Source organism: Palleronia marisminoris, from assembly GCF_900172315.1.
Taxonomy (GTDB): domain Bacteria; phylum Pseudomonadota; class Alphaproteobacteria; order Rhodobacterales; family Rhodobacteraceae; genus Palleronia; species Palleronia marisminoris.
Genome location: NZ_FWFV01000006.1, coordinates 126024 through 139218 on the forward strand (window position 1 = coordinate 126024; position 13195 = coordinate 139218).

The 13195-nt window shown below is 67.0% G+C and carries 15 protein-coding genes and 1 tRNA gene; 6 read left to right on the top strand and 10 right to left on the bottom strand.

Annotation, left to right across the window (positions count from 1 at the left end; genetic code table 11):
* Positions 1 to 55 precede the first annotated feature (55 nt).
* Positions 56 to 346 (top strand): hypothetical protein, encoded by a 291-nt coding sequence (locus PAM7066_RS18660; protein ID WP_139214998.1) that lies wholly within the window; start codon positions 56 to 58, stop codon positions 344 to 346.
* Between the two features lie 232 nt (positions 347 to 578).
* Here the strand turns inward: PAM7066_RS18660 and PAM7066_RS11565 are convergent, their stop codons facing one another.
* The 5 genes from PAM7066_RS11565 to PAM7066_RS11585 all read right to left on the bottom strand — a co-directional run bounded on the left by PAM7066_RS11565 (position 579) and on the right by PAM7066_RS11585 (position 4975).
* Positions 579 to 884 (bottom strand): SOS response-associated peptidase family protein, encoded by a 306-nt coding sequence (locus PAM7066_RS11565; RefSeq protein ID WP_245749667.1) that lies wholly within the window; start codon positions 882 to 884, stop codon positions 579 to 581.
* A 454-nt stretch (positions 885 to 1338) separates the two neighbouring features.
* Positions 1339 to 1414: transfer RNA gene (locus PAM7066_RS11570), tRNA-Thr, on the bottom strand.
* Between the two features lie 49 nt (positions 1415 to 1463).
* A complete protein-coding gene (locus PAM7066_RS11575) occupies positions 1464 to 3029 on the bottom strand; it encodes a heme biosynthesis protein HemY (protein WP_085854322.1) in 1566 nt (521 codons plus the stop codon).
* 11 nt (positions 3030 to 3040) lie between these two features.
* Positions 3041 to 4207: a COG4223 family protein gene (locus tag PAM7066_RS11580; protein WP_085854323.1), complete on the bottom strand. Its 1167-nt coding sequence runs from the start codon at positions 4205 to 4207 to the stop codon at positions 3041 to 3043.
* A 15-nt stretch (positions 4208 to 4222) separates the two neighbouring features.
* Positions 4223 to 4975: a uroporphyrinogen-III synthase gene (locus tag PAM7066_RS11585; RefSeq protein WP_176237569.1), complete on the bottom strand. Its 753-nt coding sequence runs from the start codon at positions 4973 to 4975 to the stop codon at positions 4223 to 4225.
* Between PAM7066_RS11585 and tsaD the strand changes: the two genes are divergently transcribed.
* On the top strand, positions 4974 to 6017 hold the full coding sequence (tsaD, locus tag PAM7066_RS11590; RefSeq protein WP_085854325.1) for a tRNA (adenosine(37)-N6)-threonylcarbamoyltransferase complex transferase subunit TsaD: 1044 nt from the start codon (positions 4974 to 4976) through the stop codon (positions 6015 to 6017). The genes PAM7066_RS11585 and tsaD overlap by 2 nt on opposite strands.
* A complete protein-coding gene (locus tag PAM7066_RS11595; protein WP_085854326.1) occupies positions 6014 to 6427 on the top strand; it encodes an EVE domain-containing protein in 414 nt (137 codons plus the stop codon). Before tsaD ends, PAM7066_RS11595 begins: the two co-directional genes overlap by 4 nt.
* Here PAM7066_RS11595 and PAM7066_RS11600 read toward each other — a convergent pair.
* Both PAM7066_RS11600 and ahcY read right to left on the bottom strand, forming a co-directional pair.
* Positions 6424 to 7461, bottom strand: coding sequence for an FUSC family protein (locus PAM7066_RS11600; protein ID WP_085854327.1), 1038 nt, complete (start codon positions 7459 to 7461; stop codon positions 6424 to 6426). The two genes, PAM7066_RS11595 and PAM7066_RS11600, sit on opposite strands and share 4 nt — an antisense overlap.
* 68 nt (positions 7462 to 7529) lie before the next feature.
* A complete protein-coding gene (ahcY, locus tag PAM7066_RS11605) occupies positions 7530 to 8918 on the bottom strand; it encodes an adenosylhomocysteinase (protein WP_085854328.1) in 1389 nt (462 codons plus the stop codon).
* 136 nt (positions 8919 to 9054) lie between these two features.
* On the opposite strand from ahcY, the gene PAM7066_RS11610 reads away from it, so the two are divergent.
* Positions 9055 to 10029, top strand: coding sequence for a glycosyltransferase family 8 protein (locus tag PAM7066_RS11610; protein ID WP_085854329.1), 975 nt, complete (start codon positions 9055 to 9057; stop codon positions 10027 to 10029).
* Entirely contained in the window at positions 10026 to 10616 is a 591-nt protein-coding gene (locus PAM7066_RS11615; RefSeq protein WP_085854330.1) for an HD domain-containing protein, read from the top strand. The genes PAM7066_RS11610 and PAM7066_RS11615 overlap by 4 nt, the downstream gene beginning before the upstream one ends.
* Before the next feature lie 6 nt (positions 10617 to 10622).
* Here PAM7066_RS11615 and PAM7066_RS18985 read toward each other — a convergent pair whose 3' ends face one another.
* A complete protein-coding gene (locus tag PAM7066_RS18985) occupies positions 10623 to 10778 on the bottom strand; it encodes a hypothetical protein (protein ID WP_175484632.1) in 156 nt (51 codons plus the stop codon).
* A gap of 214 nt (positions 10779 to 10992) precedes the next feature.
* Between PAM7066_RS18985 and PAM7066_RS11620 the strand changes: the two genes are divergently transcribed.
* Positions 10993 to 11868, top strand: a complete 876-nt coding sequence (locus PAM7066_RS11620) for a LysR family transcriptional regulator (protein ID WP_085854331.1) — start codon at positions 10993 to 10995, stop codon at positions 11866 to 11868.
* Here the strand turns inward: PAM7066_RS11620 and PAM7066_RS11625 are convergent.
* The gene (locus PAM7066_RS11625; RefSeq protein WP_085854332.1) at positions 11865 to 12419 is read right to left on the bottom strand and encodes an ActR/PrrA/RegA family redox response regulator transcription factor; all 555 of its coding nucleotides are present in this window, start codon (positions 12417 to 12419) and stop codon (positions 11865 to 11867) included. The two genes, PAM7066_RS11620 and PAM7066_RS11625, sit on opposite strands and share 4 nt — an antisense overlap.
* 74 nt (positions 12420 to 12493) lie before the next feature.
* The gene (locus PAM7066_RS11630) at positions 12494 to 13135 is read right to left on the bottom strand and encodes an SCO family protein (RefSeq protein WP_085854333.1); all 642 of its coding nucleotides are present in this window, start codon (positions 13133 to 13135) and stop codon (positions 12494 to 12496) included.
* Positions 13136 to 13195: the final 60 nt, after the last annotated feature.

The window sequence follows — 13195 nt, forward strand, 5'->3', positions numbered from 1 at the left end:
CCTCCCAGACTACGTTACGTAACGTCATCTCAACACACGTTTGGGGAAGGCAAAGATGATTCTGCCGCTGAAACCTGAAGTGATCGGACCAGAAGATCCGCTCAATGCCAGGATCACGCGACGTGCCGCACTGGAAGGCCCCAGTATGGCCCCCGCCACCGGACAGTTAGCCGGAGCGAAATCCACAACGGGACCTCAGTTTCAGCGCCTGATGTCAGGATTCCTCCGTCAGAAGGAATCTATGATGGCGATAACGATGAGACAGGTCGCGGACGCGGTCGAGGCACTGGAAAAAGCGGGCGAGGCAGTCACAATCAGGAGGGTGCGCGAACGCATCGGAAGCTAATCCTTCACTATCGTGGCAAGCTCCTCCGGGATCACCAGGACGAGCAAGACGCACCGCTGGTGCCAGCCCGGACCACATTCCACGAGAGCTTACGCAGAGCGCGGATCGGATATGGACGCGCGCACTGGAGGAGGCCGCCTTCGTCACGAGGGCGAACGTCGAGCGGAGAACTTCGCGGATCTTTTTACGTTGGCGGGATGGCGGGGCCTATGGGGTCGGTGGGTCTCGCTTTTCACCCTGTGCGACGACTTGCAACGCATCGTCGGCAAGCGGCCGTTGCAGCTCTAGGGCTTCGAAGGTTGCTGCGGTTCAGGATCACGGGCATGGCTTTGGGGTGGATCGGCGCGACGACGGCATTCGGCTGCGTCGTCAGGAAGCCATAGAGGTCATTCGTCGTCGCGCCCTCCTTCAGCTTTCTGACGGCTGTCCAGCGGGTCCAGATGCCAGCAAAGAGGGCGACGGGCCTCTCCTCGCTCAGCGCGAACCGCACCGGCTCGGGCGGCTTCCCTTCGTACTCTGAGAAGCTGGTGAAGGGCACGAGGCAGCGACGCTCTATGGCCAGCCAACGCCGCCAGTGCCAATCGGCCTAGCTGGCTCATGGAGGTCGGAGACCCTCCCGACCTCGGTAGCCTTATGACACAGTATGAGCAAGAGGCTCCGGCGACCCTGCTGAGGTGAAGCGGCAGGCGCTGGCGGCGTCTCCGGCGTTTCACGCAGGGCTCGAGCGGCTCCTACGACAGCGATGGTAGCGGACCGGCGGCGACTTGATGTCCGCTCTGTCCCCGGCGTGGCTAAACCACCCGGCCAACCCGCTGCAAACCCGACCGACAGCCGCTGATCAAGCGAAGCCCAATGATTCGCGCCCCAGAGCTTGAGAACGGAGTGCCCTGCGCGATGCCCACTTCATGGGTGGTAGGCGAGAGCGGGCAGTTGGATGGAAACGGGGCGCTTCCCGCTAACCCCTTTATGTTTCATCTCTTTCGAGAGCTGGGTGGTGCCGCTGAAGGGACTCGAACCCCCGACCCCATCATTACGAATGACGTGCTCTACCAGCTGAGCTACAGCGGCGGACCCAACGGCGCGGTCTGTAGCAGTGCCGCGCCGGAAGGAAAAGAGGCTAGTTCGATTTCGCGTTTTCTTCGTCGCGCTGGTGCTGCGGCACGATGACCTGGGCTTCGGGTATGCTCACGGACTCCTGCCGCTCGTCCTCGGACACGGGCGGGACGTGCGCCTCCTTGCCGTGGACCTCGGTGACTGCCGGGGACGCGGGCGCGGGATGGTCCTCCACGGCGGGCTGAGTGGTCTCGGTATGGCCGACGATCAGCGGCAGCATCTCGGTCTGTGTCGGCAGGGCGACAGTGCCCTCTTCCGGCTCGGTCCAGGACAGGGTGTCAAAGGCGCCGCAATTGCCGCAGATCGCGGTCCATTCGCCATGCACCGTGTGGCAATTGTCGCAAACCCATTTCGGGCCGCGCGGCACCGACAGGGCGCGGGTCAGCCAGCCGCGAACGATGGAATCGTCTGCTCCCTCGCCGCGTTCGATCGCGGCCATGATGGTGACCGAGCGCGCCGTCGGTTCCGTCGTGGCCAGATCGCCGAGGGCACGGCGGGCGGCAGGGAAATCCTCGTTCGCGATGTGCAGCTCGGCCTGCAGCATCTTCGTCTCGGGGTGGTCGGGATGCATCCGCGTCAGGGTCGAGAACCGGCGGATCCGCTGTTGCGGCGACTCGGTCGGCTGGATCTCGGCGAAGGTGGCGGCCAGATCCGGGTGCGGCTGGACGTTCCACGCCTTCTTGATGACGCGGGTGGCAAAGCGCTCCTGGTTGTTCTCCATGTAGCCGCGGGCGGCCATGACGGCGGCCGGGATCAGGTCGGGCGACAGGCGGTTCGCCTCGATGGCCCGCTCGCGCGCCTCGATCGTGTTGCCCTCGTCGATCACGTCGCGCGCTTCGGACAGCGCCAGCACCGCGTCGCGCCGCTTGTGCACGTCGCGCGGCATCGAGCCGTGCTTGAGCTTCGCGCCCAACGTCCGGCGGGCGCCGGTCCAGTCATGCCGCGAGGCCTGCAGTTTGAGCAGCGTGTCCTGCGTTTCCTCGTGCTTCGGCTTGATGGCGAAGGCCCGCTCGGCAAGGGCGAAGGCGGTATCAGTGTTACCCGCGTCGAGCTGCTGTTTCAGCAGGCCGCGCACCCCGACGAAGCGGGTGCGGTCGTGCTGGACCAGCTCCTTGTAGACCTCTTCGGCGCGGGCGCGGTCGCCGGTCATCTCGGCGCCCTGGGCGATCAGAAGGCTCGTCAGCTCGGGCCGGTGGAGATACTTTTCCGCCTTCTCTGCCTTTGCCTGCGCCTCTTTCCCCTCGCCGGACGCAAGGGCCAGCATCGCGTCGCCAAGTGCCGACAAGCCCTTCTTCTCACGATTGCGCGAAAAGTAACGCGAAACAGACGTCTCGTCCCCGTTCAGGAACCGGATCAGCGCCCACAGAAGGCCCAGAAGCTTGAAGGCGATCCAGACGAGGACCACCAGCAGGATCAGGGCGATCACGGCCTGCAACGGGCCAAGCGAAAGTTCCGTATTCGCAAGCGCGATGCGGATCGAGCCTTCGGCGTTCAAAAGAAGTCCCGCGCAGATGGCCAGAAGCCCCACGAGGACGAAAAAGACGACGATCTTGATAAGAGACCAAAGCATGCGTGTCGTCCTCAGTTTCCGGTGACAGAGCTGTTGAGCTCGGAAAAGGCCTGCGTGGCGGCAAGCCGTTCGCGGGCGCGGGCGGTCCAGTCGGACATCTCCTCCTGACCGGCCTCGGGCAGGGTTGCGATTTCGTCCAGCGCGGCCTGCAGGTTGCCCTCGTTCAGGCGCGCCTCGGCGCGGGACAGGATCGCGTCGGCGCCGTCGCCCGCCTGCTCGTTCAGCGACCGGGCGCCGGTCTGGGCGCGCAGGAACGCGCCGAAGCGGTCGGTCAGGCCGTCGCCGGCCGTCGCGCCGATCGAGGCCGTCAACGCCTCGCGGGCGGGGTCGGGAAAGCTCTCGCGCAGGTCGTTCAGCGTCGGCACGCCATCCTCGGCCTGCGCGGCCAGGGGGTCGGGCACCGAAGCGTCGGTCGCCTCGCGCAGCGCTCCCAGATCCTCGGCATAGGGCGACCCGGTATCGAGCGCGGCGCGAAGTCCGGAGAGGGCGCCCTGAGCCGCGATCCGGTTCGCCTCCGACACCGCCGACTGCCGAGCGTTCTGGATCGCCTGCTGCTGCTCTTCGATGGTCTGCGACTGGCTCTGGACCGTGGCGGACAGCTCTTCGACCCGCTGCGCCAGTTGGTCCAGCCGGTCGGATCCGGCCACCTCTTCGAGTTGCGCAGCCTGCTGGTCGGTCTGCTCCTGCAGATCGATGATCTGCGTCTCGATCTCCTGCAGGCTGCCGATCTGTCCTTCGAGCCCGGTCAGCCGATCCGAGACGGGGCTTAGATCCACCGGCTCGCCCGAAGCGGCGGTTTCGATCTGTTCGAGGCGGGAGGACAGCATCTCGACCTGCTCGTTCACCGAGGTCAACGTCTCTTCGACCCGGGCTTGGTCGGGATCACTGCCGGACTGCTCGAACGCCTGTTCGAGCGCCTCGAGCCGTGCGGCCTGCGTGTCGAGCGAGTCGGAAATCGTGCCGATGGGGCCGTCGGCATCGGACTGGAACAGGCCGAATTCGGTCACATGCGCCGTCACGTAGCCCGCCGCGCCGGCCAGGAAGCCGCCGACGAGGGCCGCCACCAGAAGCGGACGGCCGCTGCTGCGGTCCTGCGGTTCGGTTCGCTCGGTCGTTTCCGTCGTCTCGGCCGTCTCAGGCGTTGGTTCGTTCGGCGTTGTCTCGGTCTCGTTCGTCACGTCCCGCCCCTTCTGTCATCCCCGCGCGTCGCGCCATGCCGCGACGGTAGCGTCGGCCATGGCCGACATGTCTGTCCTGTCGGCACCTAGCGTCGCCATTGGCCACGGCCAGCTATCCAGAACTTTCGGACCAAGCGCAACGACGTGCAGGTTGACCGGCCGATCGTCCAGCGCCGCCGCCGTCAAGCTGGCCGAGCGTGCCGAGAACAACGGCAGAACCACGGGTTCAGGTCCCATCAAGGCGGACCGGGCCGCCTCGGTCAGGGGCTTCGCCCTCTGGTCGTAGATCGCCCGCCCCTCGGCCGCGATGCCGGCCTCTTGCAGCCGCCCGGCCAGATCGCCGGTGACGTGACGGCCGTGCAGGTGGACATACGGCCCGCCACCCCGGGCGAGGATCGCGTCGCCCAGCGCCGCGACATCTCCGCCCAGCACCTCGGCCTCTGCACCGGCCGCGCGGGCGGCGGCGGCGGTGCGCTCGCCCACGGTGATCACGGTGCGACCGGCCAGAGAGCCAAGTTCCGAAGCCGCCGCCACGCCGTTCTCGGAGGTGAAGACAAGGGTGCCGTCGGGCAGCGGCCCGCCCCCAAGCGGCACGATCTCCAGTACCGGAGAGAACAGGATCGGGGCATCCATCCCCAGCTGGCGAAGCGCGCGGGCAAAGCGGCGCGCGGCGGGCAGGGGGCGGGTCAGCACGATCATGGCGCCTGCATAGACGGGCGGGGCGCGGTTTGGTAGGCGGTTCGCCAATCCCTCCGAAGGCGCGCGCATGATCCTCGGCATCGAATCCAGTTGCGACGACACCGCCGCCGCCGTCCTGCGCGGCCGCGAAATCCTGTCGAACGTCGTCTCGTCGCAGACCGACCTCCACGCGGCCTTCGGTGGGGTCGTTCCCGAGATCGCTGCGCGCGCGCATGTTGAAAAGCTCGACCTCTGCGTCGAACAGGCGCTGGCCGAAGCAGGCGTGACGCTGGCCGAGGTGGACGTGATTGCCGTCACCGCAGGCCCCGGCCTGATCGGCGGCGTCATGGCAGGGGTGATGTGCGCCAAGGGGCTGGCGCTGGCGACCGGCACACCGCTGATCGGCGTGAACCACCTTGCCGGCCACGCGCTGACCCCCCGGCTGACGGACGGTGTCGAGTTCCCATACCTGATGCTGCTCGTCTCGGGCGGACATTGTCAGTTCCTGCGGGTCGACGGTCCCGACCGGTTCACTCGCCTCGGCGGCACCATCGACGACGCCCCGGGCGAGGCCTTCGACAAGGTCGCGAAGCTCCTCGGTCTGCCCCAACCCGGTGGCCCCGCCGTCGAGGCCGAGGCGCGATCCGGCGACCCCACGGCCTTCGCCTTCCCCCGCCCGCTTCTGGACCGACCGGGCTACGACCTGTCCTTCTCGGGCCTCAAGACCGCCGTCCTGCGCGCCCGCGACCAGTCGCTGGTGGACGGTGCGCTGCCCCGCGCCACCCGCGCCGACATCTGCGCCAGCTTCCAGGCCGCCGTCGCCGCCACCCTGGCCGAGAAATCTCGCCGCGCGCTGGCCGTGTGCCCCGACGCCACCTGTTTCGCCGTGGCCGGCGGCGTTGCGGCAAACGAAGCGATCCGCGCGGCGCTCGAACCCATCACTGACCGCGCGTTCCTCGCCCCGCCGCTGCGCCTGTGCACCGACAACGCCGCGATGATCGCCTGGGCGGGGTCCGAACTGTTCGCCGCCGGCCACCGCGACGGCATGGACCTTGCCCCGCGCCCCCGCTGGCCATTGGACAGCGCCGCCTCGCCCATGCTCGGCTCGGGCAAGAGGGGGGCGAAGGCATGAACTACTGGCTGATGAAGACCGAACCGGCGGAATGGTCCTGGGACGATCAGGTCGCCAAGGGGGCAAAGGGTGAGGAGTGGTCGGGCGTCCGAAACTACCAGGCCCGCAACAAGATGCGCGAGATGCAGGTCGGCGACCGTGCGTTCTTCTATCATTCCCAGACCGACAAGGCCTGCGTCGGCATCGTCGAAGTGACCGCCCCGGCCCATCCCGACCCGACGGACGACACCGGCAGATGGGACTGCGTGACAGTGCAGGCCATCGAGCCGTTGCCCCGCCCAGTGACGCTGACCGAGATCAAGGCCGACCCTCGCCTGTCCGACATGTTGCTGGTCAAAAGTCCCCGCCTGTCGGTCCAGCCAGTCAACGAAGCGGAATGGCGCATCATCTGCGAGCTTGGCGGTCTCTAGCCCGCGCGACTGGCCGAGGCGCGGCTGTCCTTCGACCTCTGGCCCTGCAACGGCACGTCCTCTTCCAGTAGCGCATCCATGGCCCCCGGCGCGACGAGGCGCAGGATCAGGTAGCCCAGCAGCCCCAGTGCAATCGTCATGCCGGCCGCCGCGCCCATGGTCCCGACCCGCTCCAGCGCCAGTTGATCGACCTCGGACACCAGCGCCAGCACCTCGAGGACCGCGATCGTCAGCAGGGCCGTGAACACCGTGTAGTTGTAGGGCAGCATCCTGAAGCCAAGAACCAGCGCCACGGCCCCCAGCCCCACCGTGAGCCAGGTCAGGTCGAACACCCAGGCGAGGCCGATCGCGATCGCGGTTCCCACGATGGTGCCTACCGTCCGCTTGACCGTGCGCGAGAAGAGCTGCCCGTGCGGCGGCAGGACGAGGATCACGAAGGTCAGCGGGAACCAGAAGCCGTGCTCGCCGAAATATCGCTGCCCGACCCACACCGACAGGGTCAGTCCTATGGCAAGCGCGATGCCGAAAACCAGTGCATAGGGGTTGCTCTCGGCGTCCTCGTCGGGGTTCGAGGCGGCCTTGCCGAAGGCCCAGGTGACCGCCTGCGACCAGGCCATGGCGAGCAGAAAGACCAGGAAGATCAGCGGCAGGTTATCCGCGTCGATGATGGTCGAGGTGAAGATCGGCCAGGTGAACAACCCCCGGATCGAAGGCTTTGCGAGGCCGAACGTGCCGCAGATCCCCACCATGAGGCCCAGGAAGGGCGCGATCAGCAGCGCCATCTGCGGCTCGCCAAGGGACAGGAGGCCGGCCATCCCCATGACCAGCGTGACCAGGAGCGATACCCGGACCCCGGCATCCTGCGCGGCAAGGCAGGCGGGCATGGCCGCGACGAAGGCGATCGAGCCGGTGCGGCCCAGGATGCTGACCGCGACCACGGCCGGGAGGACCATGGCGATGATCATCATCGCCACGTCGCGCCAGGGCATCGGGTCGGGGCTTTCGAACAGCTTGGCTTTCAGGCGGTCGAGCATGCCGTCCGATATAGACCGATCCCGCGGATGGGCAGGTGCGGGACCCTCCGCCAGAGGGTCCCGCAGGATCAGTAGCGATAGTGCTCGGGCTTGAACGGGCCCTCGGGCGTGACGCCGATATAGCTCGCCTGCTCGGACGACAGCTTCGTCAGCTTCACGCCGATCCGGTCGAGATGCAGCGCCGCCACCTTCTCATCCAGATGCTTGGGCAGGATGTAGACGTCGTTCTCGTACTCGCCGCCGTTCTTCCACAGCTCGAGCTGCGCAAGCACCTGATTGGTGAACGAGGCCGACATCACGAAGGACGGGTGCCCCGTGGCGTTGCCGAGGTTCAACAGACGCCCCTGCGACAGCAGGATGATCCGGTGCCCAGAGGGCATCTCGATCATGTCCACCTGGTCCTTGATGTTGGTCCACTTGTGGTTCTTCAGGCTGGCGACCTGAATCTCGTTGTCGAAATGGCCGATATTGCCGACGATCGCCATGTCCTTCATCTCGCGCATGTGCTCGATGCGGATGACGTCCTTGTTGCCGGTCGTCGTGATGAAGATGTCTGCCGAGGATACCACGTCTTCCAGCAGCACGACCTCGAACCCGTCCATCGCGGCCTGAAGCGCGCAGATCGGATCGACCTCGGTCACCTTCACGCGCGCGCCGGCGCCGCGCAGGGAGGCGGCCGAGCCCTTGCCCACGTCTCCGTAACCGCAGACGACGGCGACCTTGCCGGCCATCATCGTGTCGGTGGCGCGGCGGATGCCGTCGACCAGCGATTCTTTGCAGCCGTACTTGTTGTCGAACTTCGACTTGGTGACGCTGTCGTTGACGTTGATCGCGGGGAAGGGCAGCAGGCCCTTCTTCTTCAGGTCATACAGGCGGTGGACGCCCGTGGTCGTCTCTTCCGAGACGCCCTTGATCTGGTCGCGCATCTTGGTGAACCAGCCGGGCGACTGCGCCATCCGCTTCTTGATCTGGGCAAACACGACCTCTTCCTCTTCCGAGGTGGGCGTCTCGATCAGATCGCTCTCGCCCGCCTCGACGCGCGCGCCCAGCAGGACGTAAAGCGTCGCGTCGCCGCCATCGTCGAGGATCAGGTTCGGGCCGTCCTCGAACTGGAACGAGCGGTCGAGGTAGTCCCAGTGCTCTTCCAGGCTCTGTCCCTTGATGGCGAAGACCGGCACGCCGGACTCGGCGATGGCCGCCGCGGCGTGGTCCTGGGTCGAGAAGATGTTGCACGACGCCCAGCGGACATCGGCGCCCAGCGCCACCAGCGTCTCGATAAGAACCGCCGTCTGGATCGTCATGTGCAGCGACCCCACGATGCGCGCCCCGGCAAGGGGCTTGGCGTCGCCGAACTCGGCGCGGGTGGCCATCAGGCCCGGCATCTCGGTCTCGGCGATCTCGATTTCCCGGCGCCCGTACTGGGCCAGCGAGATATCCTTGACGACGTAGTCTTGCATCTGGGACGTACTCCGGTGGTATTCGCGATTAACCTTGAGGGCAGGTAGCAGACCCCGCCCGCGCTTGCCAATGGCCGTGCGGCTTCCCGCAAGGGTCATTATGGCGTGACTTATAGCCAAATCGGGGAGTTCCACGGTGAAGGATCATAGCGCGACCCAGCTTTCGGTCGAAACTTCGCGCCCGGCCGGTGCCGACACGGCGATCGTCTTCGCCGGAGACGGCTTCTACGCGCGCGCCGCGATGCAGGTTGCCCAGCAGATCCACGCGCTGCACCCCGATCGCCGGTTCGACATCTGCATCGCTGCCAACGACATGCCCGCATCACCCCCCGAGAGCCTTGCGCATCTGAACCTTCGCCGCTGTGCGATCCGCACGAACGGCCTGTTCGACGGCCTCCGACTTGATTCCGGCCGGACCGAGATCGTCTACCTGCGCCTCGCCCTGCCGCAGGCGTTCCGGGGCGAGTACCGTCGGATCCTCTACCTCGACAGCGACATCTTCGTTCAGGGCGGCGGGTTCGGCGAGCTTCTGACGGCGGATATTGCGGAACGGGCCATCGCTGCCGTACGGGACAACAGCCAGGCCCGCACACCGCGCCGCCTGCCCGAGCAGTTCCGGCGGCTGGGCATTCCCCACGCCGGATATTTCAACGCGGGCGTCATGCTGATCGACGTGTCCCGCTGGCTCGACCAGGACATCACCGGGCGCGCCGTGGCTTTCGGACGTCAGCACCGCGACAAGATGATCCGGCATGACCAGAACCTGCTGAACGGCGTGTTGCAAGGCGACTGGGCCGAGCTGCACCCGACCTGGAACTGGCAATACACCGCTGCAACCAATATGCTGGCCGAGATGGTCTCTCCCCGCATTCTGCACTTCATCGGCCCCCGCAAACCCTGGAGCAAGTGGGGCGGCCGCCACCCTCTGCGCTATCGCCGGGCCTTCGCCGAATTCATGGTGCAGCATTTCCCCGAGCAACCCGCTTTGCCCGAGGTCGCCCCGCCGGACGAAATGTGGATGCGCCGGTCGCTGGCCAAGCACATCCTGTCCCAGCACCGCACCCTGCGGCACATCAAGCGCTTTTCCGACGAGATGACGGTGCTGACATGAAGAAGCCCCGCGCTTGGCAGAGGATGCTTTCGGGGCGTCGGCTCGACCTTCTCGACCCGACCCCTGTGGATATCGAGATCGAGGACATTGCCCACGGCCTCGCCTTCGTCGCCCGCTGGAACGGCCAGACCGAGGGTGATTTTCCCTATTCGGTGGCCGAGCACGCGCTTCTGGTCGAGGCGCTGTTCACCCGGATGACCGTCCCGGCGCAGCCCCGGTGGCAGCTCGCTGCGCTACTGCACGACGCCCCGGAATACGTGATCGGGGACATGATCTCGCCGGTGAAGGCGGCGGTCGGGCCGGGCTACGGAGCGCTCGACGACCGGCTGACGGCGGCGATCCACATCCGCTTCGGGCTTCCGGCGGCGATCCCGGTCAAGGTGAAGCGACAGATCAAGGCGGCGGACAAGGTCTCGGCGTGGATGGAGGCGACGCAGATCGCCGGCTTCTCCGATGCCGAGGCAACGCGCTTCTTCGGCCGTCCCGACCCCGAACTGATCGGCGGGCTCGACATCGTGCTACGTCCCCCGCGGGACGTGCGAGAGGCGTTCATGGCGCGTCATGCCGCGCTGTTGGCCGCCATCTAGCCGAGGTCAGTCGGGCAGCCGGTCGCTTTCGGTCCTGGCCGCGATGCGCCGGCGCGCGCGAGGCTCGTCCGGTTCGGCCGGGCGCGGATGGTGGCGGGCTTCGGTGCGCGTGGCGATGCGCATCGTATCGGCGAGGATGGTCTGGGTCAGCAGGCTCAGCATGTCACTTTTCCTTCCGAGGTTTCGTGAAGTCGAGGTCCACCGCGTAGGGGGACAGGGGCAGATCGGCGATGCGGCGTGCGATGCGCCGAAGGCGTGAGTGGCGGGATTTCATCGGTCAGCCTCCTTCGCTACCTGTACCCGTTCTAACGTCGCGCCCGCCCTTTCGCCCAATCAGGAAGATTGCACTTCTGAAAGTTCAGCTTACAATGCAGGGATGGATTGGCGGCAGGTTCCCTCGTTGCTTTCGCTCCGGGCCTTCGAGGCTGCGGCGCGCAGCGGATCGCTCAGCGGAGCGGCGCGCGAGCTGAACGTGACGCACCCTGCGATCGCGCAGCATGTCCGCGCGCTCGAAACTCATTTCGGTTGCAAGCTGATGGAACGGCAGGGCGCCGGGATGACCCCGACCCCCGAGGGACGGCAACTGGCGACGGCGCTGTCCGACGGGTTCGGCCGTATCGCCACCGCCTGCCGCGACCTGGTCGAGCGTGACGCCGCCCGCCCCCTTCGCCTCGCCCTGACGCCGTCCTTCGCGGCGAGCTGGCTCATGCCGCGGATCGGCGATTTCTGGGCCAAGCATCCCGGAATCGAGCTGGAGATGGTGCCCTCGCCCGATCTGGTCGACCTTGCGGCGCAGGGCTTCGACATGGCGGTCCGCTATGGGCGCGGCCCTTGGGACGGCGTCAAGGCCGAGCGCTTGTCCACCGCGGGCCACGCGGTCGTCGCGGCACCCGGCCGCGTCAGCGGCGCGGTGACGTTGCTGGCCGAGTTGGCCGACCTGGCCGATTTGCCGTGGATGACCGAGGCCGCGAATACCGAGGAGAAGTTCTGGGCAGCCAGCAACGGTCTACCGGTAGACAGCATGAAGATCCGAGAGTTCGCGAACGTCTCGATGGTGCTGGAAGCCGTGCGCGCGGGGCATGGCGTGGGCCTTCTGCCCCGCCTCATCGCCGACGCCGACGTCAGGGCCGGCACCCTGGAGATTCTGTTCGAAGAGCGCGAGACCGATCTGGCCTACCACATCCTCACCCGCCCCGAGCGTGAAACACCCGCAGTCCGCGCCTTCCGGCGCTGGCTGAAGAGCCAGGTCTAGCGCGGGCTGCGCTTGGCGAGGATGCGTTGCAGGGTCCGGCGGTGCATCGACAGGCGCCGCGCGGTCTCGCTGACATTGCGGTCGCATTGTTCGTAGATGCGCTGGATATGCTCCCACTTCACGCGGTCGGCGCTCATCGGATTTTCGGGCGGCGGGGGCAGGTCATGACCACGCGACAACAGCGCGGCCGTGATCTCGTTCGCGTCGGCGGGCTTCGACAGGTAGTCCGTGGCACCGATCTTCACCGCGGCAACGGCCGTGGCGATGGCGCCGTAGCCGGTCAGGACCACGATCTTCGCGTCTTCGCGTTTCGCCCGGATCGTCTCGACCACGTCGAGCCCGTTGCCATCGCCCAGCCGCAGGTCGACCACCGCGTAGGCCGGGGGGCAATGGGTGGCATGGGCGCGTCCCTCGGCGACACTCTCGGCAGTGGTCACCTTGAACCCGCGTTTTTCCATCGCGCGGGCAAGACGCTTCAGAAACGGCTCGTCGTCATCGACCAGCAGCAGCGTCTTGTCGCCGGGAAAGTCGATGGGTTCCGGATCTTCCATGAAAGGTCATCCCTGCAAAGCGGCCAACATCGCGGGACGTAGGCGCCGGCCGTGGCCGATCAAACCACGGTTGCTCACGTATTGCTGAGGTAGCACGCCGTCCGGTCCGCCACCTCTGCGGCGGTGACCCCCTCGCCCGAGGCACCAGGTGCGCCGCGGAACAGGTCGATGAAGCCGTGGCCGGGCACCATGAGGTAGGTGAAGACGGTGTGGTCCATCAGGTAGGTCGCCGGATCCTCGCCGCGCTTGGCGTAGTAGACCCGGTAGGCCTGCGCCGCCGCCTTGACCTGCTCGGGCGAGCCGGTGAGGCCCAGCATGTCCGGGTGCATGTAGTCGGTGAACTCGGCCATGACCTCGGGCGTGTCCCGCTCGGTATCGACCGAGATGAAGACCGGCTGCACGTCGTAGCCGCGCTCGGCCAGCAGATCGACGGCTTCTGCGTTGCGCGACGCGTCGAAGGGGCAGACGTCGGGGCAGTAGGTATAGCCGAAATAGACCAGCGACGGCTCGTCCAGCACCGCTTCGGCCGTCACCGTCTCGCCCGTTTCCGACACCAGGTCGAACGGACCGCCGATCGCCGCGGCACCCGCGACCGCCCCCTCGCGGCAGGGGGCGAAGGGGTCGTCTCCGCGCCCCATCCACCAGACCGCAGAGGCGGTTCCCGCGGCAGCGGCAAGCACCACGAGAGAGGCGAGCGTGAGAGTCCTGGGGGTCATGTCGGGTCGTATCCTTGGGGGCGTCGATATCGCCGCATTGATCGTGCCTCGGGCGGCGGC